The organism is Exiguobacterium chiriqhucha RW-2 (genome assembly GCF_000416965.1).
GTDB classification, from domain to species: Bacteria; Bacillota; Bacilli; order Exiguobacteriales; family Exiguobacteriaceae; genus Exiguobacterium; species Exiguobacterium chiriqhucha.
In genome coordinates this window covers 1-25,794 of the sequence record NZ_ATCL01000020.1, presented here as the reverse complement: position 1 = coordinate 25,794, position 25,794 = coordinate 1, and the positions used below count along the sequence as shown (strand labels likewise).

General features: G+C 54.3%; 27 protein-coding genes. 14 read left to right on the top strand and 13 right to left on the bottom strand.

The annotated features are described in order from the left end of the window. Positions 1-82: 82 nt before the first annotated feature. From M467_RS24305 to M467_RS24295, 3 genes are all read left to right on the top strand, one after another. The gene (locus M467_RS24305; RefSeq protein ID WP_021066776.1) at positions 83-496 is read left to right on the top strand and encodes an organic hydroperoxide resistance protein; all 414 of its coding nucleotides are present in this window, start codon (positions 83-85) and stop codon (positions 494-496) included. Between the two features lie 95 nt (positions 497-591). Next, positions 592-1,449 carry a metallophosphoesterase gene (locus M467_RS24300; protein WP_021066775.1) on the top strand — a complete coding sequence of 286 codons (858 nt, stop codon included), beginning with the start codon at positions 592-594 and terminating at the stop codon, positions 1,447-1,449. A 106-nt stretch (positions 1,450-1,555) separates the two neighbouring features. Continuing rightward, complete coding sequence (locus M467_RS24295) at positions 1,556-2,695, top strand: zinc-dependent alcohol dehydrogenase (protein WP_021066774.1); 1,140 nt, start codon at positions 1,556-1,558, stop codon at positions 2,693-2,695. Between the two features lie 41 nt (positions 2,696-2,736). Here M467_RS24295 and M467_RS24290 read toward each other — a convergent pair whose 3' ends face one another. From M467_RS24290 to abc-f, 3 genes are all read right to left on the bottom strand, one after another. Then, complete coding sequence (locus tag M467_RS24290; RefSeq protein ID WP_021066773.1) at positions 2,737-3,648, bottom strand: cation diffusion facilitator family transporter; 912 nt, start codon at positions 3,646-3,648, stop codon at positions 2,737-2,739. 115 nt (positions 3,649-3,763) lie between these two features. Then, on the bottom strand, positions 3,764-4,540 hold the full coding sequence (locus tag M467_RS24285; RefSeq protein WP_021066772.1) for a hypothetical protein: 777 nt from the start codon (positions 4,538-4,540) through the stop codon (positions 3,764-3,766). A gap of 12 nt (positions 4,541-4,552) precedes the next feature. After that, a complete protein-coding gene (abc-f, locus tag M467_RS24280; protein ID WP_021066771.1) occupies positions 4,553-6,247 on the bottom strand; it encodes a ribosomal protection-like ABC-F family protein in 1,695 nt (564 codons plus the stop codon). Positions 6,248-6,609: 362 nt separating this feature from the next. Here abc-f and M467_RS24275 point away from each other — a divergent pair, with 362 nt between their 5' ends. From M467_RS24275 to M467_RS24265, 3 genes are all read left to right on the top strand, one after another. After that, positions 6,610-7,521 carry an MBL fold metallo-hydrolase gene (locus M467_RS24275; RefSeq protein ID WP_021066770.1) on the top strand — a complete coding sequence of 304 codons (912 nt, stop codon included), beginning with the start codon at positions 6,610-6,612 and terminating at the stop codon, positions 7,519-7,521. Between the two features lie 61 nt (positions 7,522-7,582). After that, positions 7,583-8,416, top strand: coding sequence for an aldo/keto reductase (locus M467_RS24270; RefSeq protein WP_021066769.1), 834 nt, complete (start codon positions 7,583-7,585; stop codon positions 8,414-8,416). A gap of 13 nt (positions 8,417-8,429) precedes the next feature. Then, complete coding sequence (locus M467_RS24265; RefSeq protein ID WP_021066768.1) at positions 8,430-9,044, top strand: PH domain-containing protein; 615 nt, start codon at positions 8,430-8,432, stop codon at positions 9,042-9,044. Positions 9,045-9,084: 40 nt separating this feature from the next. On the opposite strand, the gene M467_RS24260 is transcribed toward M467_RS24265, so the two are convergent. Then, entirely contained in the window at positions 9,085-9,609 is a 525-nt protein-coding gene (locus M467_RS24260; protein WP_021066767.1) for a DUF1836 domain-containing protein, read from the bottom strand. A gap of 124 nt (positions 9,610-9,733) precedes the next feature. Between M467_RS24260 and trhA the strand changes: the two genes are divergently transcribed. Beyond that, positions 9,734-10,378 carry a PAQR family membrane homeostasis protein TrhA gene (gene trhA / locus M467_RS24255; protein ID WP_021066766.1) on the top strand — a complete coding sequence of 215 codons (645 nt, stop codon included), beginning with the start codon at positions 9,734-9,736 and terminating at the stop codon, positions 10,376-10,378. A gap of 86 nt (positions 10,379-10,464) precedes the next feature. Further along, complete coding sequence (locus M467_RS24250; RefSeq protein ID WP_021066765.1) at positions 10,465-11,160, top strand: DsbA family oxidoreductase; 696 nt, start codon at positions 10,465-10,467, stop codon at positions 11,158-11,160. Between the two features lie 105 nt (positions 11,161-11,265). Here M467_RS24250 and relB read toward each other — a convergent pair whose 3' ends face one another. Then, complete coding sequence (relB, locus tag M467_RS31840) at positions 11,266-11,433, bottom strand: type II toxin-antitoxin system RelB family antitoxin (protein ID WP_021066764.1); 168 nt, start codon at positions 11,431-11,433, stop codon at positions 11,266-11,268. Between the two features lie 163 nt (positions 11,434-11,596). Here relB and M467_RS24240 point away from each other — a divergent pair, with 163 nt between their 5' ends. Then, a complete protein-coding gene (locus M467_RS24240) occupies positions 11,597-12,814 on the top strand; it encodes an MFS transporter (protein ID WP_021066763.1) in 1,218 nt (405 codons plus the stop codon). A gap of 25 nt (positions 12,815-12,839) precedes the next feature. On the opposite strand, the gene M467_RS24235 is transcribed toward M467_RS24240, so the two are convergent. From M467_RS24235 to M467_RS24220, 4 genes are all read right to left on the bottom strand, one after another. Continuing rightward, positions 12,840-13,940 carry an MBL fold metallo-hydrolase gene (locus M467_RS24235; RefSeq protein WP_021066762.1) on the bottom strand — a complete coding sequence of 367 codons (1,101 nt, stop codon included), beginning with the start codon at positions 13,938-13,940 and terminating at the stop codon, positions 12,840-12,842. 81 nt (positions 13,941-14,021) lie between these two features. Next, the gene (locus M467_RS24230; protein WP_029595916.1) at positions 14,022-14,609 is read right to left on the bottom strand and encodes an SCO family protein; all 588 of its coding nucleotides are present in this window, start codon (positions 14,607-14,609) and stop codon (positions 14,022-14,024) included. Between the two features lie 11 nt (positions 14,610-14,620). Continuing rightward, positions 14,621-15,037 (bottom strand): disulfide oxidoreductase, encoded by a 417-nt coding sequence (locus M467_RS24225; protein WP_021066760.1) that lies wholly within the window; start codon positions 15,035-15,037, stop codon positions 14,621-14,623. Continuing rightward, complete coding sequence (locus M467_RS24220; RefSeq protein WP_021066759.1) at positions 15,034-15,705, bottom strand: DsbA family protein; 672 nt, start codon at positions 15,703-15,705, stop codon at positions 15,034-15,036. The genes M467_RS24225 and M467_RS24220 overlap by 4 nt, the downstream gene beginning before the upstream one ends. A 157-nt stretch (positions 15,706-15,862) precedes the next feature. Here M467_RS24220 and M467_RS24215 point away from each other — a divergent pair, with 157 nt between their 5' ends. After that, positions 15,863-17,458, top strand: coding sequence for a diguanylate cyclase domain-containing protein (locus M467_RS24215; protein WP_021066758.1), 1,596 nt, complete (start codon positions 15,863-15,865; stop codon positions 17,456-17,458). A 37-nt stretch (positions 17,459-17,495) separates the two neighbouring features. On the opposite strand, the gene odhB is transcribed toward M467_RS24215, so the two are convergent. Both odhB and M467_RS24205 read right to left on the bottom strand, forming a co-directional pair. After that, on the bottom strand, positions 17,496-18,767 hold the full coding sequence (odhB, locus tag M467_RS24210; protein ID WP_021066757.1) for a 2-oxoglutarate dehydrogenase complex dihydrolipoyllysine-residue succinyltransferase: 1,272 nt from the start codon (positions 18,765-18,767) through the stop codon (positions 17,496-17,498). 18 nt (positions 18,768-18,785) lie between these two features. Then, positions 18,786-21,632 carry a 2-oxoglutarate dehydrogenase E1 component gene (locus M467_RS24205; RefSeq protein WP_021066756.1) on the bottom strand — a complete coding sequence of 949 codons (2,847 nt, stop codon included), beginning with the start codon at positions 21,630-21,632 and terminating at the stop codon, positions 18,786-18,788. 335 nt (positions 21,633-21,967) lie between these two features. Here M467_RS24205 and M467_RS24200 point away from each other — a divergent pair, with 335 nt between their 5' ends. The 4 genes from M467_RS24200 (at position 21,968) to M467_RS24185 (ending at position 24,533) form a co-directional block, all read left to right on the top strand. Further along, entirely contained in the window at positions 21,968-22,903 is a 936-nt protein-coding gene (locus tag M467_RS24200) for an ABC transporter ATP-binding protein (protein WP_021066755.1), read from the top strand. Beyond that, positions 22,881-23,618, top strand: a complete 738-nt coding sequence (locus M467_RS24195; protein WP_021066754.1) for an ABC transporter permease — start codon at positions 22,881-22,883, stop codon at positions 23,616-23,618. The genes M467_RS24200 and M467_RS24195 overlap by 23 nt, the downstream gene beginning before the upstream one ends. 65 nt (positions 23,619-23,683) lie before the next feature. Further along, positions 23,684-24,232, top strand: a complete 549-nt coding sequence (locus tag M467_RS24190; protein WP_021066753.1) for a cysteine hydrolase family protein — start codon at positions 23,684-23,686, stop codon at positions 24,230-24,232. Positions 24,233-24,338: 106 nt separating this feature from the next. Next, positions 24,339-24,533: a hypothetical protein gene (locus tag M467_RS24185; RefSeq protein WP_021066752.1), complete on the top strand. Its 195-nt coding sequence runs from the start codon at positions 24,339-24,341 to the stop codon at positions 24,531-24,533. 19 nt (positions 24,534-24,552) lie between these two features. Here the strand turns inward: M467_RS24185 and M467_RS24180 are convergent, their stop codons facing one another. Both M467_RS24180 and M467_RS0115955 read right to left on the bottom strand, forming a co-directional pair. Continuing rightward, positions 24,553-25,167, bottom strand: coding sequence for a class I SAM-dependent methyltransferase (locus tag M467_RS24180; protein WP_021066751.1), 615 nt, complete (start codon positions 25,165-25,167; stop codon positions 24,553-24,555). Positions 25,168-25,269: 102 nt separating this feature from the next. Next, positions 25,270-25,794: LTA synthase family protein (locus M467_RS0115955; protein ID WP_031200102.1), on the bottom strand; the 525-nt coding region annotated here is incomplete at its 5' end.

Sequence of the window (25,794 nt, the reverse complement as noted above, 5' to 3'; positions counted from 1 at the left end):
TCATTTGCTTATCTGTTTGACTGCCCTATAATTAGATTGTGCACAACTTAATTGCCTAAAAACGAAATGGAGGAATTGAATCATGAAACCATTATTCACAGCTTCTGCAACTGCAATCGGTGGCCGCGAAGGTCGCGTCACATCGACGGACGGCGTCATCGACTTGAACGTATCAATGCCTGGCTCAAAACACGCGGACGAAGCGACGAACCCGGAGCAACTCTTCGCAGCAGGTTACGCGGCATGTTTCGGTAGCGCCTTGAACCTCGTCATCGGCAAAGAACGTATTAAAACAGACGGCACGAACGTCACAGGACACGTGACGCTCAACCAAGACGATGAAGGTTTCTTCATCTCGGTCGAACTCGAAGTCGAAATCAAAGGTGTCGATCAAGCGACGGCGGAACGTCTCGTCGAAGCGGCACACCAAGTTTGCCCGTACTCGAAAGCGACACGCGGCAATGTCGACGTCAAGTTGACTGCTAAAGCAGCATAATTCGATGGCCCGCTTCCGAGCGGGCTTTTTTTTGCGTCCGGAGCATCAACAGAGTAAACTGAAGAAACGAACGATTCATCGAGAGGAGGCGGACGATGTTCAAAGGCAAACGTAAATATGTGACGATCGGCGTCGGGGTCGCGTTCCTCCTCGCCGCTTTCTATAACGGACTGACCGTCCGGAACTACGCAATCGAGTCGGACAAGCTCGCGTCGGGACAATCGTTCCGGGTCGTCCTGTTGTCCGATTTACACGGCTATTCGTACGGGGACGACCAACGCGTCTTAATCGACAAAGTGCGGGAACAGGAACCGGATTTGATCGCCCTTCCCGGCGATATCCTCGACCGCTTCCGCTCACCCGACGCCTCCTTCGAATTGATTGAAGGGCTGCAGGGCATCGCACCGATGTATTTCGTGACCGGTAACCACGAGATTGACGGCTCTGACGATTTCGTCCGTCACGACGTCAAAGACGTGTTCCGCTCCTACGGCGTGACGGTGCTCGAGAATGAGACGGCCTCGGTCAACGTCAACGGTGTCGATCTCCTCGTCGGTGGGCTCGAAGACCCGCTCCGGACGTATACCGAAAATATTCATGCGAGCTGGGAAGAGACGGCCTTGACCTCGCTCGGCGATGTCGACACCGAGACGGCGTTCAGTCTGCTCTTGTCACACCGGGCCGAACAAGTCGAGACATACGCCGCCCTACCGTTCGATCTGGTCCTGTCAGGCCATGCCCACGGCGGACAGGTTCGCATCCCCTATTTATTGAACGGACTGTACGCGCCGGACCAGGGCTTCTTCCCGAAGTATGCCGGCGGCCTGTACGAACACGAGTCGTTCACCCACGTCATCGGACGCGGCTTCAACTATAGCGTCAGCGTACCGCGCGTGTTCAACCCACCGGAAATCGTCGTCATCGACGTCACTGGGACCGGGGCTCCTCAGTGAGCCCCTTTTCCTATTTTCCCCAAAAATCGGATTCGCATGCACCGAGTGCGGGTACAGTATCCATGTTGTGACTTACCTGTTTTTTAAAAAAGGAGGAAGTGGACATATGCGTGCTGTTACCTATCAAGGAACGAAGAACATCGAGGTCAAGGACGTGAAGGACCCGGAGATCGAGAATCGGGAAGAGATTATCGTCAAAATCACATCGACGGCCATCTGCGGATCGGACCTGCACATCTATCAGGGCAACATGCCGACCCGACACGGGTTCATCATCGGTCACGAACCGATGGGCATCGTCGAAGAGGTCGGCCCGGATGTCACGAAAGTGAAAAAAGGTGACCGGGTCGTCTTGCCGTTCAACGTCTCGTGCGGCCATTGTTTCTATTGCGAGAACGACATGGAGAGCCAGTGCGACAACTCGAACCATGCCCCGCATACCGACGCCGGTGGGCTGTTCGGTTACACCGAGCAGTTCGGGAACCATCCGGGCGGCCAAGCCGAGTACTTAAAAGTGCCGTATGGAAACTTCATGCCGCTCGTCATCCCGGAGTCGTGCGAGCTCGATGACGAGTCACTCCTATTCTTATCGGATGTCATCCCGACGGCGTGGTGGAGTTTAGACAATGCGGGCATGAAGGCCGGCGACACGGTCGTCGTCCTCGGGTCGGGGCCGGTCGGTCTGATGACCCAAAAGCTCGCTTGGGTACGCGGGGCCAAACGTGTCATCGCCGTCGATCCGGAAATCTATCGGTTGAATCGGGCCAAGTTGTCGAACAACGTTGAGACCGTCCTGTTGAAAGACCCGGTCGAAACCGGCAAATACATCCGTGAAATCACGGGCGGCGGTGCGGACATCGTCGTCGACTGTGTCGGGATTGACGGGAAGAAATCACCGATTGAGAAAGTCGAACAAAAACTGATGGTCCAAGGCGGCACGCTCAGCGCCATCAAGGTCGCCAAAGAAGCAGTCCGGAAGTTCGGAATCGTACAATTGACAGGTGTTTATCCGATGAACTATAACCAGTTCCCAATGGGCGATTTCTTCACACGCAACGTCACATTGAAAACCGGACAAGCCCCGGTCATCCACTACATGCCCGAGCTGTTCCAGATGATCGTCGACAAGAAGTTCGATCCGACCGACATCATCACGCACCGCTTGCCGCTTGAACAGGCGGCCGACGCATACAAAATCTTTAACGATCATCTCGACGACTGCGTCAAAGTCGTCTTGAAGCCATAACGAAAGCGGTCCCCGACTTCTGTCAGGGACCGCTTCTTCGTTTACCAAATCGTTCGATTCTCACAACATTGCGCTTCCCGTTCGATTTGAACGGTCGAACGCTCGAACGTGGCGAATTGACGGATTCGTTCCGTCACATCATGCAAGACGCGCTGATCGTCCGTATCCGCCTCGATTAAGACGTGACACGTGACGGCGAGTTCGTTCGATGAAATCGACCAGACGTGCAAATCATGGACTTCTTTGACACCATCGATACCTCCGAGTTCCCGTTGCATCGCCACGACGTCGACTTGATCAGGTGTCCCTTCCATCAAGATGTGAATCGCCTCCCGCGTCACCCGATAGCCGCTGACCAAGATGAGCACGGCGACGAACAGGCTCGCGATCGGATCGGCGAGCGTCCAGCCGAACGCCATAATCAACACGGCCGCGGTGATGGCCCCGACCGAGCCGAGCAAATCGCCGAACACGTGCAACAACGCACTGCGGACGTTCAAGTTGTCACGCTCGCCCCGCATGAGCAGCCACGCCGCGAGCACGTTGACAAGTAGCCCGATGATGGCGACCGTGAGCATACCGCCGCTTAAAATCTCTGGCGGTGCGAACAAGCGTTGATACGCCTCGATGATGATATAGATGGAAATGACGAGCAACGTCAAGCCGTTGACGAACGCCGCCAAAATCTCGAAGCGTCGATAGCCGAACGTCCGCTCTGGCGTCGCTTGCCGTGCTCCGAACCGGACAGCGAGGAAACTGAGCCCGAGTGCCGCCGCGTCGCTAAGCATATGCCCCGCGTCCGACAAGAGCGCCAAACTGTTCGTCCATAATCCGCCGATGACTTCGACGACCATGAACGTCGCAATCAGGACGAACGACCAGAATAATGCCCGTTGGTTCGTCGTATGATGATGGTGATGGTCGTGCCCGTGATGATCGTGATGTGCGCCCATTGTTTCTCCCCCTCTCTCTATATAGTCTATACCTTCCACCTCAAACATTCAAACGTTCATTTGAATGAATACATAAAAACAATCGCCGAAAGGGATGTCCTCTCGACGATCGTCGTTATTTCTGTTCGAGCCGGACCCGCATGACGCCGTCATATGGGAACAACTTCAACTGGCGAGTCTCACCTTCATACCAACTGCCGGCGTTTTGACTGCTCGTCGCCGTCACATCAGGCGTCGCGACCGCTTGTCGGTCCCAGTCGATTGCCCGCACTTGTTGGTCACGTACCATCAAGAAGAAGCCGTCATAGAAATGGTATTCGTTCACTTGGTCACGCTGGACCGCTTTCGGGGTACCGAGCGTGGCCCGGACACTGTCGATGTCTTGGCCGAGCACTTCGATTGTCGCCGCATCCGCCGTCGGGACGACGGTCTTCCATGCCGCGGTCACGTCGTCATCGGAAACGCTCGTCGCTTCCCCCGTCACTTGCGCTTCCGTCACCCACCCGGTCGTCCGCTCATTCAATTGGAGCTTGACGAAACCGCTGACGGCCTCGAGTTGTTCGAACCGGTCACCGAGGTCGGCCTCATAAATGACCGTCGCCCGGTCGTCGGCGAACACTTTCGTATAAGGTGCCGCGATATAGACGTACGTTCCCGCTGACTCGTCGGCCTCTGCTTCCGGCTCATCTCCTTCTGTCGCTTCTGATTCATTATTGACCGACTCGGTCGCGATGTCGTCCGTCTCCGGCAACGCCGAGTTCTTCGTGTCCATGAGGGCCGCGAAGGCGATGACGCCGACGAGTGAAGCGATCAATGCGATGACTGTCGCCGTTTGCCATAACCGCTTCCGTTTCCGTGATGCGGCCCGTGATGCCCGAACTTCTTCTTTCATGTGATTCCACCCCTATTTGTTTCGTCTATTCTGTTCGGATTCGGCAAGGGGGATGCCGTTTCCTGCCTCGTCGAAGAAAATATGCGGTTCGCTCGTCAATGTCTCAAGCGTCTGGAGCGTCGCGTCAACGTCGACCGGCTTTGTATCTCCGGACTCGAGCACGCGCACCGTTTCCCCGAGCTCGATCGTTCGGTCCGTCAAGCGGTGGAACGTCCGGTCATGCGAGATAAGAATCAATCCGCCTCGATACACTTCGAGCGCGGCCTCGATTTGCTCCCGTGTGGCCACGTCCAAATAGTTCGTCGGCTCATCGAGGGCGAGCAGGTCCGCGTCCGAGAAGTACAAGATGAGGAAGGCGATGCGGCACTTCTCCCCCATGCTCGCCTCTCGAATCGGCTTATACACCTCATCACGGCGGAACAAGAAATGGGCGAGCAGCGTCCGCGCCTCCGTCTCGGTGATGTCACTTTCGGCCAGGAGCGCCTCGAGCAACGTTCCTTCGGCTGGCAATCGGGCGAGCGTCTGCGAGAAGTAACCGATTTTCAGTTTCGGATGACGCTTGATGTCCCCGGTCTCCGGTGCGAGTTCTCCAATCAATAGTTTCAACAGCGTCGTCTTCCCGCTCCCGTTCGGCCCGACGATGGAGATGCGGTCACCCCGGTTCACCGTGAGCGAGAGTCGTTCAAAGAGGGGGTCGTCGTAACCGAACGAGATGTCGTCGACCGCAATCCACGTCTTCGCCTCGAGTGGGTCGGCTTGGAAGCGGACCGAGATATGGGCCGCATCTTTCGGACGCTCAGGTCGCGTCCCTTCGAGCTGTTCGAGTTTACGTTCCCGAGCCTTCATCTTGACGGCAAGGTTCGCCGCGCCTTTTTGAGCGCCTGGACTTCGCACGCTCGCCGTCGCTTTCGCTTTCAAATGCCATCCCTTATATTGGGCGATCATATCGAGCAGCTCCGACTTCCGCGCCATATAGCGGGCATGGGCTCGCTCGTCGCGTACCCGTTCCTCGGCCTTCTGATGTTTATACGCCGTGTAGTTGCCCGGATAGCGGACGATGGTCCCCTCATTCAGCTCGAGGATGACCGTCGCAACGTCATCGATGAATTGACGATCGTGGGAGATGGCGAGCACTGTCCCCGAAAACTCGTCCACCCAACGTGTCAGCCACTCGATTGAGTCCAAATCGAGATGGTTCGTCGGCTCGTCGAGCAGGACGATATCGACGTGTCGCATCGTGAGACGGGCGAGTTGGACCCGTGTCTGTTCACCGCCGCTCAACTCGCGGAGTCGGCTCGAGTCATGTCCGTCAAGACCAAGTCGTTTGAGGGCTTGTCTCGCCTCAAGCTCGAGCGCGAAGGCGTCAACCGCGAGTGCCTCGTCATACGCTTCGAGCACGCGCGCCGAATCACCTGATGTGACGGCAAGGTGGAGATTGTAGCGCGCCAAGTCGCCTTGCATGACGTAGTCGAGCGCGGTCTCTTCTCCATCAAACACCGTTTGTTCGACGACACCGATCGTGCCCAAGACGTCAATCGAGCCTGACTGTGGAGCTAGTTCACCTATGAGCAACTTGAATAGCGTCGTCTTGCCGGACCCGTTCTGGCCGAACAAGACGGCCCGTTCGCCTGCCGCGACGTCGAACGAGACGTTGTCGAATAAGGGTTGCCGGTCGTGGTCGAACCGGACTTGCTTCATACTTAACATATTGTTTCACCTCGCTAGTTTGTCCGATACGCGATGAAACAAAAAACACCATCCGCAACGTGCGGTGGTGTGAAGAGATCCGGTCAAGCGGAAAGAAGGGTCACCCCTTAGCCTGAAATTGGACACACTTCACCCGTGACTGTTCGTGCGAACAGTGATGATTCGTTTCATCAGTTGAGTGAGTGTGACTTTTTCATGGCACGCGGTACCTTCCTTTCCTAAGTTACTGTCACCGTACCAAATTGAAAGCGGATTCGCAAGAGCCGGACCACAATCTCCCATTTTTTCTACACCTTCCGGCGGATGCGGGGGCGTCGGTCGAGCGGTATGATTAAACCATCTTAGATGATGAGGTGACTGTTATGCGATTACGAAACCTGCTCGTCCCGAGCGCCGTCTTGGCGAGTGTCGGTACGTTCTTATATACCCGATTGAAACGAAGACTGCCTCGACCGGCTTTCAAAGTCCCGACGGTCAAACCAGACCTCGCCTCGTTCGATGAGACGATGGTCAGTGCCACCTGGGTCGGCCATTCGACCGTGCTCATCCATTGGTACGGATTAAAAATTTTGACGGATCCGGTGTTCTCGAAGCGAATCGGCGTCCACGTCGGGCCGGTCACGTTCGGGATGAAACGTCACACCGCCCCTGCCCTCTCGATTGAGGAGATCGGGCACGTCGACGTCATCCTGCTCAGCCACGCCCATATGGACCACTTCGACCATAAGAGTCTGAAACGACTGATCACCCGCGACACGGTCGTCATCTCGGCCCCGGGCACGAGCAAGCTGTTACGTAAATACCCGAGCCTGCAGACGCTCGAGATGCATCCGCACGACAAGCTGACGCTCGCGAACGGGCTTCACGTCCAAGCCATCCCCGTCGCCCACTGGGGCAATCGTTTCCCGTGGGACAAACATATGGGCTATAACGGCTACGTCTTGAAATATAAAGGCGTCCGCATGTTGTTCGCCGGGGATACGGCGTTCACCGAGTCGTTCAACGGGCTCGCGAACAAAGAACCGATCGACCTCGCTTTCTTCCCAATCGGTGCCTATCAACCGGAGTCGTTCGAGGAAGCCCACTGCACGCCGGAACAGGCATGGACGATGTTCAAACAGAGCGGTGCGAAACGTTTCTTCCCGATGCATTGGGACACGTTCGTCTTATCGTACGAACCGGTCGAGGAGCCGTATGAACGACTCGTCGCCGCTGCCAAGCTCGAACGTGACCAAATCGTGATCAAGTCTCACGGCGAAAGCATTCGGCTGTAGCTTTCGCTTTCACTTCCGTGCGATTTTCGGTAACGTAAGAGTTGAGAGGGAGGGAATCAATATGGAATGGACAACACTCAACAATGATGTGAAACTGCCGATGCTCGGGCTCGGCGTGTACAAAGTGGAAGACGGGGCGGTCACGGTCGATACGGTCAAAGCAGCGCTTGACGCGGGCTATCGATTGATCGACACGGCCGCTATCTATCAGAATGAGGAGAGCGTCGGCCAAGCGATTCGCGAATCCGGCGTCCCGAGGGAAGACATTTTCGTGACGACGAAACTGTGGAACGAGTTCCACGGCTATGACGAGGCGCTCCAAGCGTTCCAAGACAGCCTCGACCGGCTCGGTCTCGAGTACGTCGACTTGTTCTTGATTCACTGGCCGATGCCGCGCTTCGGTAAATTCGTCGAGACGTATAAAGCGCTCGAACAGTTGTATGAGGAAGGCAAGGTCCGGGCCATCGGGGTCTCGAACTTCGAGGTCAGCCACCTCGAACAGATCATCCAGTCGTGCTCGATCGTCCCGGCGGTGAACCAAGTCGAGATCCACCCATACTTGTCCCAAAAAGAGTTAATTGCGTTCTGCCAGCGGTACGATATTCAAATCCAGGCGTGGAGCCCGCTCATGAAAGGGCGCGAGGCGCTTGAGGATCCGGTTATCGCCGAGATTGCGACCAAGCACGGGAAATCACCGGCTCAAGTCATCCTGCGTTGGCACTTACAGAACGGTGTGGCCGTCATCCCGAAATCGGTCACGCCGAGTCGAATTCGTGAGAATATAGAGGTGTTCGACTTCACGTTGACGAAAGAAGAGATGCACGCGATCGACGGACTCAACCGAAACGAGCGGACCGGGTCTGACCCGAACGAGATGCACAAAATCCACTACTGAGGAGAGATTTGACATGTTCAAAAAACTAGCTTCTGATTTGACGGGCTTCAGCGATATCGGTGAAGTCATCGACCCGAAAGATTTCGATAAGGCGGATTCGGACGATTACGTCCTCCATGAGGACAACGAGAAGATTTACTTCTTAATCAAGTCAAAATCGGACGAGTATTGCTTCACGAACTTGGCGATGATTCACCTCGACGGGACGAGCGCGATGAGTTCGAAACGCGTCTTGTATCGCTATCCATACGCCCACTTCCCATTGAATAACGTCATGTTCGAGACGGCCGGCACGGTCGACATGGACGTCGAGATCAAATTCACCATCGGCGACAAGCCGTATTCGATTGACGTGAACAAGAAACAAATCGAGCATGTGAAAGACTTGTACAAATCACTCCTCGCCATCGCTGAGAAACAACGCGAAGGCCGGAAGATGATGGAGTATGCCAACGCCTCGCTCACGCATTCGGTGTCGATTTTGAGCGGGCTTCGTCAAGGCGATATGAATGTCGCCTCGACGTTCAAGGAATTGAACGAGCAGAGCTTCGACTGGCTCAAAGGTCACTATCACGAGTGGAACCGCAAAGATTTCGGTGACGTGTTCGAGAAGTACATCAACAACTAATGAAAAATGGCCCACGATTCAGACGAATCGTAGGCCATTTTTATTTGCTTTCATCAATCAACTGTTCGGCGAGCCGTTGGAACAAGTGGCTCATATGGACGGCCGAGGCGATGGCGAGCGACTGTTGGATGCCGTTCGTCTCGTTCGTGCGCACGTTGGCGAGGAGCGTCTCGGCTTGCGCCTCGAACGCCTGCATGTTCTGTTCTTTCTGCACCTGGTACGCGTCATAGAAGTCCTCGAGCGAGAAACCCTCGTCCGACTCGTTCAGCGGCCGGAGCGTCTCTTTGATGTCATTGATCGAGAGCAATCCTTTCATCTCGTAGATCAGGCTGAGCAACATCAAGTGCTCGTTCGTGTACTTCTTGTTTTTGACGGGATGGAATAGCTTACCTTTGGCGTAGTTGTTAATCATCGTCTTCGTCAAAATCGTCTCGTCGTCACTCCGTTTCATCTTGCCGTAATGTTGCTCGAACAGCTGGATGACTTGGTCCATATATAAGTCGATCGTCGGGAGCACCTGCTTCGGGAGCGTCCCTTCCGTCTTTACAATTTCATGCGGTTTCATCGAATCACCTCCCCTTCAGTATACGGACAAACCGGATTTGTCGAAACAAAAACCTTGTCGTTCTGACGTATACAGCTTATCATGTAGTTATGGATACTACATGACGTGATAAGGAGTGTTTTACATGAATTCGATTTTTCGGGAACCGATTAACGCACTGACCCATTTGGCCGGTGCCGTGCTCGCGTTCGTCGCGTTGATTGCGATGACGGTGAAAGCGTCACTGCTCGGCGAGCCGCTCGCCATTATGGCTGCGATTTTGTTTGGTATTAGCCTCGTCTTTCTCTATTTGTCGTCCGGTCTGTACCACAGCATCATCGCCTCGCCGAACGTCATCGCCTTCTTCCGGAGAATCGATCATGCGATGATTTACGCCTTGATCGCCGGAACGTACGCCCCGCTCACGTTGCTCGCGCTTGAGGGACCGACACGTTGGGTGTTGTTCGGTACCGTCCACGCGCTCGCCTTGTTCGGCATCGTCTTCAAGCTCGTCTGGTTCCACGCCCCGCGCTTCTTGTCGACGGCGCTCTACATCGGCATGGGTTGGTTGTCCGTCTTCTTCATCGGACCGCTCCATAACGTAATCGGCAACGCTGGCATCTTCTGGCTCATCCTCGGTGGCGTCATGTACACGATTGGCGGGCTCATCTACGGCTTCAAGCCGAAGTTCGTCAACTGGCGCGGTTGGGGCTTCCACGAGGTGTTCCATTTGTTCATCTTGTTCGGCAGTTTCGCCCATTTCGTCTGCGTGTTCTGGTACGTTTTCTAAGTCCTCCTTGCGAGGGCTTTTTTCGTGAGCACATTCATTTACTTCGATTTCAAGACATCCTACACTGACTGTAGGAGGGATTAAATATGAAAATTGAAGTTTGGTCAGACTACGTTTGCCCGTTCTGTTATATCGGCAAGCGCCGTCTAGAAGAAGCGCTCGAACAGTTCCCGCACGCGGACAACGTCGAAGTGGAGTTCAAGAGCTTCGAGCTCGACCCGAACGCACCGACGACGGATTCGCGTTCGATTTACGAAGCACTCGCGAAGAAATACAGCATGCCGCTCGAGCAGGCGAAAGGCACGACGGCCCAAGTCGCCGCCCAGGCCCGCACCGTCGGACTTGAGTACGATTTCGACAACATGGTCGTCACGGGTACACTCGACTCGCACCGGTTGACGCACTATGCGAAGACGGTCGGAAAAGAGAAAGAATTGTCAGAAGCGCTCCTTAAGGCGTATTTCGTCGACGCGAAACATATCGGCGACCACGACGTCCTCGTCGAGATCGCAACAAGTGTCGGACTCGATGCCGACGCCGTGAAAGACGTGCTCGCTTCAGACGTATACACAGAAGACGTCCGCGCTGAAGAGAAGCGCGCGAGCGACCTCGGCATCACCGGTGTCCCGTTCTTCGTCTTCGATAATAAATATGGCGTCTCTGGCGCCCAGCCGACCGAGGCGTTCACGCAAGTGCTCGAGAAGACGTGGGCCGAATCGGCACCGACGCTTCAAGTGCTCTCGGGTGGCGCGACGTGCACGGACGATAACTGCGATATTTGATGTGAAACGAATAAAAGCAAAGCATTCGCCCATATTTGGACGAATGCTTTTTTGTTAATTTTAATCTTTCATCATATCCTCAAATGAAATGGTTTCAGAACGTTCTTAGTGCCTATGCATTGCTTCGTTGTAAAATTTCAAATCGAGTTCATTCTCGATACGTTCAAAGACAGTGTCCCGAACGAGAGTCGAGAGGGAGAGGTTCTTAGACTTCGCATACGCTCTAATCAGACGCTCGTCTTCTTCGTTGAGTTCAAAAGATATCGTCCTCATACAATCGACCTCCTATATGGAACATTGTATTACAAAATGGAAATGTTCATGTAGTCAAAACTTATATCTCTCGGAAGCCGAATCCCGGCTTCTTTTTTGTAGCTTTCTAAATCGTTCTGAAGGATAATTATTATTACCTAATAAGAATCGAGGACTTAACCATATGTGGAAAAATCGCAACGTCTGGATCATCTTGACCGGGGAGTTCGTCGCCGGTCTCGGGCTTTGGCTCGGCATCATCGGCAACTTGGAGTTCATGCAGGAGAAAGTGCCGTCTGACTTCGTCAAGGCGCTCATCCTCGCTGGCGGATTGCTCGCCGGGGTCGCCATCGGGCCGCTCGCCGGCCGTCTCACCGACCAAGGCTCGAAAAAGAAAATCATGCTCATCTCAAGTATTGTCCGGGCGCTGAGCGTTCTATTCATGTTCGTCGCCATCGAGACGGGAAGCGTGCTGTGGATGGTCGTCTTCCTCGTCTTCCTGCAAGGGTCGGCCGCGTTCTACTTCCCGGCACTCCAGGCCGCCATCCCGCTCATCGTCAAGGAACGGGAGCTGCTCGCCTTGAACGGGGTGCATATGAACGTGTCGACGCTGTCCCGGGTCATCGGGACGGCCATCGCCGGCATCTTGCTCACGCTCATCTCACTTCGGGACGTCTACGCGCTCTCGCTTGTCGCTTATCTGCTTCTCGCCGTCGCGACGTGGTTCTTGAAGATCGACGAGACGACCGTCCCGTCTGCGAAGAAAGTGGACGCGAAATCGTCCGGCGGGTTCAAGGATGTCTTTCCAATCATCAAATCGATTCCGGTCATCTTTATGACACTCGTCATGACGCTCATCCCGCTCCTCTTCATCGGTGGGTTCAACTTGCTCGTCATCAACATTAGCGAGCTGCAAGATTCGACGGCGATCAAAGGATGGATTTACACGGCCGAAGGGATTGCCTTTATGGTCGGTGCGTTCCTCATCAAACGGATCGGTGAGAAGTTCTCCGTGTTCTCCATCTTGTTCACGTTCTCGTTTTTGATTGGAATCGCCCAGCTCATGCTTTACTTCGCCGACATCCCGGCCGTCTCGATCGCCGCATTCGTCTTGTTCGGCTTCTCGGTCGGTTGCTTCTTCCCGACGGCCGTGACGATTTTCCAGACACGGATGCCGAAAGACTATCACGGGCGCTTCTTCTCGTTCCGGAACATGCTCGACCGGATCGTCTTCCAAGTCGTGTTGCTCGTCACTGGCTTCTTCCTCGATTTGATCGGCTTACAGCTCATGGTCGTCTTGTTCGGGATCAGCTCGACCCTCATGACAGCAGCGTTCCTCGTCTATACGCGCAAACACAAACTTCATATCGAAACGGACGAGATTGAACGGATTTCCTCCTAACAAAACAAGCGCTGACCAAATTCGGTCAGCGCTTGTTCATGTCTTCGATGTCACGCCACCAGTTGGTCGTGTCGTTCCGTCCGTCGAGTGTGATCCGCTCACCGATACGCGGCGTGAGCACGTCCTCTCGTGGTAAGAGCCCCACCATCTGCTCAGCTGGGTCGAACCAGGCATGGAACGATAACGTGAACGCGCCCCAATGGATTGGGAGCATCTTGTCGGCCCGCACGTCACGGAACGCCTGTGCCGTCTCACTCGGTTGCATGTGCACGTCCGGCCAGCGCTCATCGTATTGTCCGCACTCGAGCGCCGCGAAATCGAACGGTCCGTACGCATCGCCGATTTCTTTGAAGTGTGGTCCATACCCGCCGTCCCCGCTGAAGAACAGGCGGTCCGTCTCGCCGAGGACGACCCATGACGCCCAGAGCGTCGCGTTGCGGTCGGTGAGCGAGCGGCCCGAGAAGTGCCGAGCCGGCGCACAGACGAACGTCCATGAGCCGAAGTCAAACGTCTCGCCCCAATCGCGCTCGACGATGCGTTCCGCCCCGACGCCCCACCGTTTTAAGTGGCTGCCGACGCCGAGCGGGACGATGAAGACGGCGACCTTGTCTTGAATCGCTTGAATCGTCGCATAGTCCAAATGGTCGTAATGGTCGTGCGTGAGCAAGACGACATCGATGTCCGGCAAGCCGTCGAGCTCGAACGGCAAGTCTTCGCTGAACCGCTCGTTCTTCGCGAAGGGGAGCGGCGATGGGCTCCGGCCGAACATCGGGTCGACGAGCATCGTCTTACCGTCCATTTGGACGAGCATCGCCGAGTGTCCGAGCCAATAGATGCGTGTGAAGCTTGAACCGAGTTTCTCGCTGAAGTCGATCGGGACGACCGGTAAGCGCTCGCTCGGTTTCCGGAGCGAGTCCGGATTCAAATATTCCTTCGACATCGAAATCATGTCGTCCGATGAGAACCGCATCGGCGTCTCGAGCTGATTCTGAAACTTGCCGTTCACCAGGTTCGGCGACCGGAGCGCCTTCGGCTTTTTCCCGAGCGGTTTATATTGCGTGAGCACGGTACCTGTCACGGCAGCCAGGCCCATCAATGAAAATAATAGTGTCTTCTTCAATTCCATCCACTCCTCTACCTTATTCATTATACGGCACCAACGCCGATTCCCCTGTTTTCGAATACAAAAAAGACGGCACGGGCCGTCTTATGAGTTCTGTAAAATCTTGATGTCATTGACGATATCCTCGATTGGCACGTCTTGGAATCCTTGATACGCCTTGATGATTTTCCCGTCCTGGTCGACGAGATAGAACCACGTCGCGTGATCCACTTGGGTGCCTTCTGACGGTTTGCGGACGAGCGCTTTGAAGTTTTGTTGCGCGAACGCCTCAATCTCTTCTTGCGAATAGCCCGTCAAGAATTGCCAATCGGCTTTCGCCAAGTCGTAATCAGCCATGAACGCTTGAATCTTGTCCGGCGTATCGACGGTCGGGTCGACGCTGAACGACACGAATTGGACGTCTTCGACGCCTTCCTCGACGAGCGCTTCATTGAGTTTCGTCATGTTGTACGTCATCGGTGGACAGACCGTCTCACAGCTCGTGAAGACGAAGTCGGCCATCCAAACTTTGCCCTTCAAATCGTCCAGACTAACCATCTCTTCATTTTGATTCATATAGTCGAACGACTCGATCTCCCAATTGAGCGGGTCTTCAATCTCCTGGCCGCACGCAGCGAGCACCGCCATCAAGCTGATCAATCCGATGAGCATCCATTTCTTCACACGTTCCATCTCCTTCATTGTCAATTGCGTCTCACGCGCCAGACGAGGAGCGTGATCAAAGTAAATGCCGTCAAGGCAAGGAACGGAATCGTCACGAACCCGAACCAGTTGATGTATTGCACGTTGCACGGTACGCCTTGCACGCACGGCTTGATATCGGCGAAACCGGGTACTTTTTGAACCAAATAATGGTACAGTGAAACCAGACCTCCGAGGATGGAGAGCGGCAATACATACTTCTTCACCGCCCGGTCGTCCGTGAACACGGCGACCCCGAGCAAGATGACGAGCGGATACATAAAGATGCGTTGAATCCAGCAGAGCTCACATGGCACGAACTCGCGAATCTCGCTGAAATAAAGACTGCCGAGCGTCGCCGTGAGGGCGACGAGCCAAGCGAGATACAGACCATAACGGGTCAAGAATGACTGCTTCATGGCGTGCCTTGCTCAATCAATCGCTCAATCGTCTCGTAATCGAACGGGTCCTCGAGCATGACGCCGTTAATCATGATTGACGGTGTGAACTGGACACCGTGCTCTTTGACGAGCCCGTCATCGAGACTCACCTGTTCGAGCACCGTCGAGTTCTCACTCAAATCGTCCTCGAGCTTCGCCACGTCGACCGATGTCGTCTCGCTCGCAATCTCTGTCAACCGCTCAACCGTGACCCATGCCTCGTCGTGCTGTTGACTCGCCGGTTGCGCGTCGTAAAGCGCCTTATGGAACTCCCAGAACGCGTCCGGGTCTTGTTTATACACCGACTCAGACGCGAGCGATGCCAAAATCGACTCTTGTCCGTGGAACAGGACGTTGATGTAGCTGAAACTGATTTTCCCTGTATCGATATAGTCTTCTTTCAACTTCGGATAGACCGTTTCGCCCCACTGTTTACAAGACGGGCATTTGTAATCCCCGAATTCGACGACCGAGACGGGTGCGTCTGCATCACCGAGCGTCGGCTGACCTTCCGTCGACACGTGTTCTGTCGTCGCCGGTGCCGCCGTCTCGGCTTGTTCGGTCGGTTGATTCATCAAGACGACCACGACGGCCACGAGGGCGACCGCGAGCAGTGTCGCGATGACTAATAGTTTGTTCTGTTTCAATCGTTTCACCTCTATTTGTATCGATTCGTCTTTCATTATAACGAAAGCGCTATCTGTTTCCACGAAATCGACCTTGTTTTTTCTCAACTTTGCTTCATGTCATGGAAAAAATGACGATGAACAAAGTGGATGTTGTTATTGTAGGAGGAATTTGTTCATGAAATCATTTTCGATGCGTCTCGGTCTCATTTTGGCGCTCAGCATCGCCACACTCGTTTTTTTACTCACTATCACGCTTACGTATATGACGAGTCAACGTTCCGCCGCCTCGCTCGAAGCGGAGATTGGGGAACGGTTGTCGATGACGTCGCATCAGCTCGTCGACAAGCTCGACTTTTACATGTGGTCACGCTATCAAGAAGTGCAATTACTTCAAGGGCTTGACGCCTTGAACGACCCTGCCTCGAGCCGGGCCCTGCTCGACCAGGTCCAGACGAACATCCCCGCTTTCTCGTGGATGGGCGTGACCGACGCGTCGGGGAACGTCGTCGCTTCGACGAACGGAATCTTAGAAGGCGCCAGCATCAAAGAGCGCCCTGTTTTCCTCGAGGCACAGACTGAGCCGTTTATCGGCGATGTGCATGAAGCCGTGTTGCTCGCCGAGCTGTTGCCGAACCCGAGTGGCGAAGTCCTCCAGTTCGTCGACATCAGCGTCCCGCTCGTCCGTGACGGGACCTTCCAAGGCGTGCTCGCGACCCACCTCAGTTGGGAATGGGGCAATGAAGTGCTCCGCCACTTCAACCGGACGCTCCACCATCAGTCCGAGTATACCGACTTGTTCGTCGTCAGCGGACGTGACAACACGGTGTTGCTCGGTCCCGACCACCTCGTCGGCAAACCGCTCCCGACGTCATTGAAAGAAGGCTGGCACGTCGACACGTGGCAGGACGGAACTTCTTATTTGACTGGTGTCGCCACTGGAGAAGGGTATGAGGATTACGCCGGACTCGGTTGGAGTGTCGTCGTTCGCCAACCGACCGAAGTCGCGTTCGCCCCGGTCATCGAACTCGAGAATTCAATTTTATGGATCGGTCTCATCGCCTCGCTCGTGACGTCTACGCTCGGATGGTTCCTCGCCTCGATTGTGACGCGACCGTTACAACGGATCACCGAAACGGCTGCTCTGATGAAGCAAGGGAAGGCCAAGACGTTCCCGCACCAGTCTGGGATTCATGAGATTGAGTCGCTCGCATTCGCCCTCGAGTCACTTGTCTCGTCTCTCACCGAATCTGAGACAGAACGTGTCCATTACGAGTCACTCGCCAACCGTGACGTCTTGACCGGACTCGCGAATCGGACGGCGCTTCGACACTATTTGAACGAAGCCCAAGCGACGAAGAACGAGTACGTCTGTTTCTATATCGACCTCGACGGTTTCAAAGCCGTCAACGACACGTATGGACACGCCACGGGCGATGATGTCTTGATCGAGATTGCCGAACGGTTGAAACGCGTGACGCTCGATGGTGCCTACCCGGTCCGGTTGAGCGGTGACGAGTTCTTCCTCTTGTTCGAACGGAATGGAAAGAGTGAACGATTGATCACTCAAATCGGACAAGACCTCATCACTTCCCTGTCCGAACCGATCGCCATTGAAGGCGGGATGACAAGCGTCGGGGCCAGTATCGGCGCCTCGCTCTGGCAGACGGAGACGGTGCCACATGCCGCCATCGAACGGGCGGACCAGGCGCTCTATCGCTCAAAGGCGAACGGAAAGCATCAAATCACGCTCGATGAGACGCTCATCGCATAAGCAAAGGTCCATGCCGCTCGGCATGGACCTTCTTGTATTACGCTTCGAACAACAATTGTTCTGGATCTTCAATCATGTCTTTAATGTGCTTTAGGAACGTCACGGCCTCACGACCATCGACGATACGGTGGTCATATGAGAGCGCCACGTACATCATCGGTCGGTTCTCCATCGTTTCCGCGTCGATAGCGATTGGGCGGAGTTGAATCGAGTGCATCCCGAGAATCGCGACTTGTGGGCCGTTCAAGATCGGTGTCGACAAGAGTGAGCCAAAGACGCCACCGTTCGTGATCGTGAACGTTCCACCTGTGAGGTCGCTCAACCCGAGCTTGTTATTGCGTGCTTTATCGGCGAGGTGCAAGATGTCTTTCTCGATTTCACCGAAGTTCTTGCGATCCGCTTCGCGGACGACCGGGACGACGAGGCCGTCCGGAGCCGACACGGCGATACCGATGTCATAGTATTTTTTCAAGACGATCTCGTTGCCTTGAATCTCAGCGTTCAAGTACGGCATCCGTTTGAGTGCCGCAACGGCCGCCTTCGTGAAGAACGACATGAAACCGAGTTTGACGTCATTGTCTTTGATAAACTTCTCTTGGCGACGTTTGCGGAGCGCCATGACAGCCGACATATCGATTTCGTTGAACGTCGTCAGCATCGCTGCCGTCTGTTGAACTTCGACGAGACGGTTGGCAATTGTTTGACGACGGCGCGTCATTTTGATGCGCTCTTCGTCTTTGCCGCTCGCTGCTGGTTGCGGTGCCGCTGCCGGAGCTTTCGGTGCTTGTGGCGTCGGTGCCGGTTTCGACTCGTGGCTCGTCACGTCATGGACGTTGATGCGGCCAATCGGGTCGTTCGTTTGGATGGCTGACAAATCGATGCCTTTCTCACGAGCCAATTTACGGGCCGCCGGTGTCGCGATCGGTCCTTTGCCTGGGCTCGCGACGTGTTCTTCACGGCGCTCGACTTTCTTCGCTTCTCCGACCGCTTCGACTTTCGTCTCGGCTGGTGCTGGAGCCGTTTCTGTCGCCGCTTCCGTTTTTGTCTTCGTCGCGACAGCCGTGCCGCCACCAGTACCTGAGCTGAGGCGAGCGATTACTTGTCCGACTTGGACCGTGTCCCCTTCGGCCGCCAATTGCTCGTCGAGCGTACCCGACTCATCGGCCGGCACCTCGATGTTGACTTTGTCTGTCTCGAGTTCGACGATGGCTTCCCCTTTTTCGACGTGGTCGCCTGGCTGTTTAAGCCATGACGCGACCGTTCCTTCCGTAATGGACTCTGCTAATTCCGGTACTTTGATTTCGATCACAATGAGTTCCCCCTTAACTTATTTACGATCTTTTTGGTATGTGCTCGTGCCGGCAGCAGCCGAGACGGCGTCACGTGAGATGGCTTCACGGATGATGCGTGCTTGCTCTTGTTTATGGGCTGTCGGATTCCCTTCAGCCGGGCTCGAACGGCGGCGACGGCCGACGTAGCGGACGTTCAGACGGTTCGATGTGACCGCTTCGAGACGAGGCTCGATGTACGTCCATGCCCCCATGTTCTTCGGCTCTTCTTGGACCCAGACGATCTCTTTCGCGTTCGGATAGCGGCTGATCAATTCACGGATCTCACGGACCGGGAACGGATAGATTTCTTCGACGCGGATGATGTGCAGGAAGTCGAGTGACTCCTCTGACTTCATCGTCGCTTCTTGCAAATCGATTGCCATCTTCCCTGAACAGAAGACGAGACGTTCGACTTGCTCCGGATTCTCACCGAGACCAACTTGTTCGATGATCGGACGGAAGTTATTGTCTGACAGTTCATCGACCGATGAGGCTGCAAGCGGATGACGGAGCAGGCTCTTCGGTGTCATGATGATCATCGGACGGATTTGTTCCGTGCCGAGCATCTTCGCCTGACGACGCAAGATGTGGAAGTACTGCGCGGCCGTCGACAAATTCGCGACCGTCCAGTTTTTCTCTCCAGCGAGCGTCAAGTAACGCTCCATGCGGGCGCTCGAGTGCTCTGGCCCTTGGCCTTCATAGCCGTGCGGCAACAGCATGACGAGACCTGACTTCTGTCCCCATTTGGCGCGGCCGGCCGAGATGAACTGGTCGAACATAACCTGGGCCGAGTTGGCGAAGTCACCGTACTGTGCTTCCCACAGCACGAGCGTGTCTTGGGCGAAGACATTATAGCCGTATTCGAAACCGAGCACTGAACCTTCCGAGAGCGGGCTGTTGTGCACCGAGAACGAGGCGTTCGCCGTCGACAAGTGATGGAGCGGCGAGAACTTCTTGCCTGTCTCGACATCGTTCAACATGATGTTACGTTGCGCGAACGTACCTCGCTCCGAATCTTGTCCGCTCAAACGGATTGGTGTGCCGTCCGAGATGATCGAGGCGTAAGCGAGCGTCTCGGCATGGCCCCAGTCGACTTTCCCGTTGTCCGCGAACGCGTCACGGCGACGGTCGAGCACTTTTTGCAGCTTATGGAACACGCCGAAGCCTTCCGGCCAGACGAGCAATTCGTCATTCAATTGCTGGAGCACGTCACGTTCGACACCTGTCTCAACGAACGGGAAGCCTTTGTGGACCGCTTCCGGCAAGATGATGTCGGCATCTTCTTCTTCGGCCGGGACGAGGTCACGGGCCGATTTGAGACGGTCTTCAATCGATTGCTCGATCGTCGCTTTGTCTTCTTTCGACATGACGCCTTCCGCTTCGAGCACGTCGGCATACACATGACGGACCGATTTGTGTTCTTTGATGGCCTTATAGAGCACTGGGTTCGTGTTCATCGGCTCATCCATCTCGTTATGACCGTAGCGGCGGTAGCCGACCAAGTCGACGAGAATGTCTTTATGGAACTTGGCGCGATACTCGCTGCACAATTTAGCGACAGCGACACATGCTTCCGGATCGTCCGCATTGACGTGGAACACCGGAATCTCATAGCCTTTGGCGATATCACTCGCATAACGTGTCGAGCGCGAGTCGCTCGGGTCGGTCGTGAAGCCAATCGTGTTGTTGGCGATGACGTGGACCGTCCCGGCTGTACGATAACCATTCAAGTTCGTCATGTTGAGCGTCTCGGCGACGATGCCTTGACCTGGGAACGCAGCATCCCCGTGAATCAAGATTGATGCCGCCTTGTCGTCATGTTGGACGGCCATCCCTTTTTCAGAGCGGTCGTCTTGCGCGGCGCGCGTATACCCTTCGACGACCGAACCGACGAACTCGAGATGACTCGGGTTGTTGGCGAGGTTCAAGCGGACTTCTTTCTTCTCTTCTAACACTCTGCGGTCGAGACCGAGGTGATATTTCACGTCACCGGACCAACCGAAGTTGATGCCGATCGATCCTTCCGACGGAATCAATTCTTTATTCGGGGCGTGCTGGAACTCGGCGAAAATCATCTCATACGGTTTGCCGAGCACGTGCGCGAGCACGTTCAAGCGTCCGCGGTGGGCCATCCCGATGTTGATATGTTCTGACCCGCTCGAGATGAGGCCGCCGACCATCGCGTCAAGGAGCGGCACCATCGCGTCGAGCCCTTCGATTGAGAAGCGTTTTTGTCCGACGTATGTCTTATGAAGGAACGACTCGAACAACTCTGTTTCCGCTAGACGTTGGAACAACTCGATTTTCTCGTTCTTCGAGTATTTCGCTTTCAATGCGCCCTGCTCGATGCGGCGGCGAATCCAACGCTTCTCTTCCATATCATCCAAGTGACGGAGCTCGATGGCGACCGGTCCTGTATAGACGTCAAGCAAGTGACGAACGAGCTCGAGCGCGTTCGCACCCGGCTTCGGCACGTCTTCCGACAACAAGTGAGCCGGTACTTGCTCGAGGTCCGCTTCACTCAACCCGTAGCGGTCAAACGCAAATAAGCCGTGCTCGCGTGGGTGGTCTTTGAGCGGATAGATGTCGGCCGCTTTATGGCCGAGTGCCCGGATATCATTGACCAACCGTGTCGCTGCCACGACTTTCTCTAAATCAAACGATGCAGCCGGCGCGACAGGTGCGCTCGCTTCCGGTGCCCCGTATTCGTCAAAGTATTGACGCGTCTCCGCATCGACTGATTCTGGGTCTTCCACATACTGCTCGTACAATTCAACGATATAGCCTAAGTTTGGACCATAAAATGCTTGCACTTCTTCGCGACCGTTCGACGACTCTCCCATTGAATAAATCCCCCTATCCGTTCCTGTGCGCCCGATGTGTGAACGCTTTCATTTTAACATTAAGCACGAAGCAGTTCATCCTTCTGATTCGTCCTGCAAAAAGAGCCAAATCTTGCCTCTTTCTCTCCTCTCCATACTACACCTTTCCATATGGAAAGACCCTTTCAAATTCACAATTCGTCCATACTATTTCAATAAGTTTTCCTTATCAACAAATTGTGAAATCATGCGTTTGTTTCAACAATTTCAAAAATAGGTGAAACCTTGTTTCAATCTGCCCCGTATAGTACGGTAATCCAGTTGGAAAATACTCTCAACGAAAGCAAGGTGACCTTATGTTATCCGTACAAAACGTACACAAGAAAATGGGGCAGACGAACGTCCTGACAAACGTCAGTTTTGACGTCACCCCTGGAGAAATCTTCGGATTCCTTGGACCGAACGGCGCCGGGAAGACGACGACGATCCGCATCATCACCGGACTCATGCCGGCGACACACGGAACTGTGACTGTCGACGGGTTCGACGTCTCAACAGATCGCCAACAAGCGCTCAGTCGCATCGGAGCCATCGTCGAGAACCCGGCCTTCTATCCATATTTGACGGGCCGCGAGAACTTGATTCACGCGATGAACTTGATTCCCGGCTTAAAGAAAGTCGATTTGAACGCCCTCGGTGCCCTCGTCGGACTCGAGACGAAACTTGATATGAAAGTGAAACAATACTCGCTCGGGATGAAACAGCGCCTCGGGATTGCCCGTGCCCTACTCCATAACCCGAAAGTCTTGATTCTCGACGAACCGACGAACGGGCTCGACCCGGCCGGAATCGCCGATTTGCGTAACTACTTACGGCATTTAGCCGACCATCGCGGCATCGCCATCCTCATCTCAAGTCATTTATTGAGCGAGATGGAACTGATCACCGATCGGTTCGCCATCATCGACCAAGGACAAATCAAATCGATTCAAGGTGACGGCGAAGCGAAGACGGAGAGCGTCATCCTCTGTAAGGTCGACCGCAAACAAATGAACGAGGCGCTCGATGTCGTCGCACTCGCGTTCGATGACGTGAAAATCATTCAACAATCGGCCGAGATGTTCATCGTCCCACGTCCGGAAACGGATATCCCGCACTTGTTGAAACATCTTGTCGATCGCGACATCGCGGTCTATCAAATCGGCATGAAGCACGAGACACTTGAGGAGCAGTTCTTGAAAGTAACGAAGAAAGAAGGAGGCACGAACAATGCGTTCATTACTAGCCAATGAATTTATGAAGTGGCGGCGCACGATCAAACCGTTGATCGCGCTCGGCATGTATACCGGGATTATCATCTTGACGTACTTCATCGTCCGGAGCGGCGACAATCCAGGTGACGCGGAAACATTCGTCAACTATGCGACGATGGCCGCCATGACGTTCCTCGGTATTTTCACAATCGTGTTCACAGCCGAGATGATTGGAAATGAGTTGAAATTTGATACGTTGAAGCACTTGCTCATGAGCCCGTACTCGCGCGACCGGATTTTACTCTCGAAACTTGTCGCCGCGCTCTTGATCATGCTCGTCCAATTCGTGTTCATCCTTGCCGTCACGTATGGCTTCGCCTGGACGCTCGACGGAGCATTGACGTTCGAGCAGTTCCGCAACGTCTTACTTAGTGTCTCGAGCGGCGTGTTCGTCATTTTCTTGACGCTCATGTTCTCGGTCGTCTTCAAGTCCGTTGGCGTCGTCATTGGTTTCACCGTGCTCGCGAACTTCGTTTCGACGATGATTGGCGGACTTCTTATCGCTTGGAAGCCGGACATCGCCAAATGGATCGTCTTCTTGCATACGGACCTGTCGATTTATTACCAGAGCCCTGGCTTCATGGAAACAATGGACGTAACGATTTGGTTCTCGGCGTTCTATGTGTTGATTCATATCGTCGCGTTCTATATCATCACAGCATTCGTATTCCGGAGCAAAACGTTCGCTGAATGACGATTAACGCCGTCGGCAGAGTGGTACTTCATAATGTGAGACTCATTTTGAATGGAGGGACCACGATGTCAAAGACGGCGTTACTCATCATCGACATGTTCAATGATTTCGACTTTGTCGGTGGGGACGACTTGTTCCGACACACGGAGCCGATCGTCGACCCGATTTTGAAACTGAAGCGTCATTTTAAGGCGAACGATTGGCCGGTCATCTATTGCAACGACAACTTCGGTCAGTGGAAAGACAGCACCGAGGATATCATCCGTCACGTCGAGTCGTCGAAAGGCAGCTCTATCGCAAAACGGATTGCACCGGAAGACAAAGAGTATTTCATCATCAAACCAAGGCACTCGACGTTTTACGGGACGCAGCTCGATATCTTGTTGCGTCAACTTGAGGTCACATCGCTCGTCCTGACCGGTGTCGCCTCGGACATCTGTATCTTGTTCTCGGCGAACGACGGCTATATGCGCGAGTATGAGCTCCACGTCCCGCGCGACTGTGTCGCCGCCGAGACGGACAAGCGCAACGACAGCGCCTTGACCGTCATCCACGAGGCGCTCGGCATTTCGACCGATGATGCCGACACGTATATAAAAGATACCCAGGTGTGATAAAAGCCTCTGACTGTTGGACACATAATCCCAACATTTCAGAGGCTTTTTCGTTTTGTTTTCAGCTATGCTTGATATATGAAGAAACAATAAAGGATGTGACAACATGTATCTCACAATTGGATTATCGTTACTCGTTTGCGTGCTTGCCCTCATTTTTACGATCATGGTCGGACTCGGGAAAGACAAATCAGACTACAATCAAAAGAAAAGCTGGTCAATGGTGTCGTGGACGTATATCGTCTTGTTCCCGGTCTCATTTTTGGCGCTCGGCCTGTTATACTATTTCATTACCCGATGACCTCGTTCATCGGGATTTTTTATTTGACCGCGACGGTGATGCCGATTGGATAATGGCGCGTCCCCCGCTTCGGTTCGACGAGCACGCCTCGCTGGTAATAGAACTCGGTCGATGTGAATGGCGTAAATAATTCCTCAAACTCGGCCTCAGTGAACTGATGGGCATGGAAGGGCTCATTCGTCGGTTGCCCGACGCCTTGACCGAACGGTGTCGACAACACCAAGATTCCGCCTGGCTTCAATAAGTCCCACACGTTCGCCATGAACGTCTCATAGTCGGTGACATGTTCAATCGTCTCAAAGCTGACGATACAATCGAACGACCCCAGTTTGTCCGGCAACGTCCGGTCGACGACATCGCCGACGATATAGTTGACGTTCGGATGGTGATAACGCCCTTTCGCATAACGCGTCGCCTCTTCTGACAAGTCGACGGCGACGACCTCGGTCACGATCCCTTTCAAGTTCTTCGCAATCAATTGACTGCCATATCCACTCCCACTCGCAAAATCGAGGACGCGTCCGTTCATGTATAACAAGGCGAAATGGTAACGCGCGATATGTTCGAGCAACAAGCCGTTCAGCGGGTCCATGCGATCTGGGATGACCCGTTCTCCCGTATAATCTAATGTCATAAATTCTCCTTTGGAAAGCTACTGTGCTTTCATCTTAGTCTTCCTAGCACGCCACGACCACAAAAAAAGAGAAAAGATTGTCTCCAACCTTTTCTCTCCTCGTTATTGGTCTTGCTTGAAGCGGAGTAAATCCGAATAGATGAGCTGATCGTTCATCTCGAGGATTTTGTTCGCTTCTTCTTCAAGTGGCGTACATGCTGCACCGTCTTCGGCGACTTCGCCAGTCTTGGCGTCATAACACATCGACTGCGTGAACAGATGGTCTTGTGTCACGACCGTTCCATCACGGAAGATGGCGCGGTCATAATGCTCTTTCGAGAACAAGTCATTCCCGAATCCGACCTGTTCAGACGTATCGATTCCGAGCAAGTGCTGAATCGTCGGGTTCATGTCGACGTGACTTCCGATCGTCTCGTGCACTTCACCTTTGTCTTGGCCCGGTAAGTGGATCGCGAACGGGACCGCTTGAAGTTTGGCCACATCGTATGGCGTCAACTCGTCTTTGCCGAGCAGATCAGCCATGGCGGCATTATGGTTCGTCGAGATGCCGTAATGGTCACCGTAGACGACGAAAATCGTGTCGTCCCACATGCCGTTCGCCTTCAACTCATCGATGAACAAGCCGAG

Excerpts from the sequence above, each read along its gene's own strand:
- M467_RS24200 (WP_021066755.1), top strand. The coding sequence starts at position 21,968 with ATGTTATCCGTACAAAACGTACACAAGAAAATGGGGCAGACGAACGTC.
- M467_RS24230 (WP_029595916.1), bottom strand. The coding sequence starts at position 14,609 with ATGGAACGTGTGAAGAAATGGATGCTCATCGGATTGATCAGCTTGATG.
- M467_RS24305 (WP_021066776.1), top strand. The coding sequence starts at position 83 with ATGAAACCATTATTCACAGCTTCTGCAACTGCAATCGGTGGCCGCGAA.
- M467_RS24260 (WP_021066767.1), bottom strand. The coding sequence starts at position 9,609 with ATGAAACCGCATGAAATTGTAAAGACGGAAGGGACGCTCCCGAAGCAG.
- M467_RS24270 (WP_021066769.1), top strand. The coding sequence starts at position 7,583 with ATGGAATGGACAACACTCAACAATGATGTGAAACTGCCGATGCTCGGG.
- M467_RS24250 (WP_021066765.1), top strand. The coding sequence starts at position 10,465 with ATGAAAATTGAAGTTTGGTCAGACTACGTTTGCCCGTTCTGTTATATC.
- M467_RS24215 (WP_021066758.1), top strand. The coding sequence starts at position 15,863 with ATGAAATCATTTTCGATGCGTCTCGGTCTCATTTTGGCGCTCAGCATC.
- M467_RS24225 (WP_021066760.1), bottom strand. The coding sequence starts at position 15,037 with ATGAAGCAGTCATTCTTGACCCGTTATGGTCTGTATCTCGCTTGGCTC.
- M467_RS24235 (WP_021066762.1), bottom strand. The coding sequence starts at position 13,940 with ATGGAATTGAAGAAGACACTATTATTTTCATTGATGGGCCTGGCTGCC.
- abc-f (WP_021066771.1), bottom strand. The coding sequence starts at position 6,247 with ATGTTAAGTATGAAGCAAGTCCGGTTCGACCACGACCGGCAACCCTTA.
- M467_RS24180 (WP_021066751.1), bottom strand. The coding sequence starts at position 25,167 with ATGACATTAGATTATACGGGAGAACGGGTCATCCCAGATCGCATGGAC.
- M467_RS24190 (WP_021066753.1), top strand. The coding sequence starts at position 23,684 with ATGTCAAAGACGGCGTTACTCATCATCGACATGTTCAATGATTTCGAC.
- M467_RS24265 (WP_021066768.1), top strand. The coding sequence starts at position 8,430 with ATGTTCAAAAAACTAGCTTCTGATTTGACGGGCTTCAGCGATATCGGT.
- M467_RS24295 (WP_021066774.1), top strand. The coding sequence starts at position 1,556 with ATGCGTGCTGTTACCTATCAAGGAACGAAGAACATCGAGGTCAAGGAC.
- M467_RS24185 (WP_021066752.1), top strand. The coding sequence starts at position 24,339 with ATGTATCTCACAATTGGATTATCGTTACTCGTTTGCGTGCTTGCCCTC.
- M467_RS24240 (WP_021066763.1), top strand. The coding sequence starts at position 11,597 with ATGTGGAAAAATCGCAACGTCTGGATCATCTTGACCGGGGAGTTCGTC.
- M467_RS24195 (WP_021066754.1), top strand. The coding sequence starts at position 22,881 with ATGCGTTCATTACTAGCCAATGAATTTATGAAGTGGCGGCGCACGATC.
- M467_RS24285 (WP_021066772.1), bottom strand. The coding sequence starts at position 4,540 with ATGAAAGAAGAAGTTCGGGCATCACGGGCCGCATCACGGAAACGGAAG.
- trhA (WP_021066766.1), top strand. The coding sequence starts at position 9,734 with ATGAATTCGATTTTTCGGGAACCGATTAACGCACTGACCCATTTGGCC.
- M467_RS24275 (WP_021066770.1), top strand. The coding sequence starts at position 6,610 with ATGCGATTACGAAACCTGCTCGTCCCGAGCGCCGTCTTGGCGAGTGTC.
- M467_RS24290 (WP_021066773.1), bottom strand. The coding sequence starts at position 3,648 with ATGGGCGCACATCACGATCATCACGGGCACGACCATCACCATCATCAT.
- M467_RS24205 (WP_021066756.1), bottom strand. The coding sequence starts at position 21,632 with ATGGGAGAGTCGTCGAACGGTCGCGAAGAAGTGCAAGCATTTTATGGT.
- M467_RS24300 (WP_021066775.1), top strand. The coding sequence starts at position 592 with ATGTTCAAAGGCAAACGTAAATATGTGACGATCGGCGTCGGGGTCGCG.
- relB (WP_021066764.1), bottom strand. The coding sequence starts at position 11,433 with ATGAGGACGATATCTTTTGAACTCAACGAAGAAGACGAGCGTCTGATT.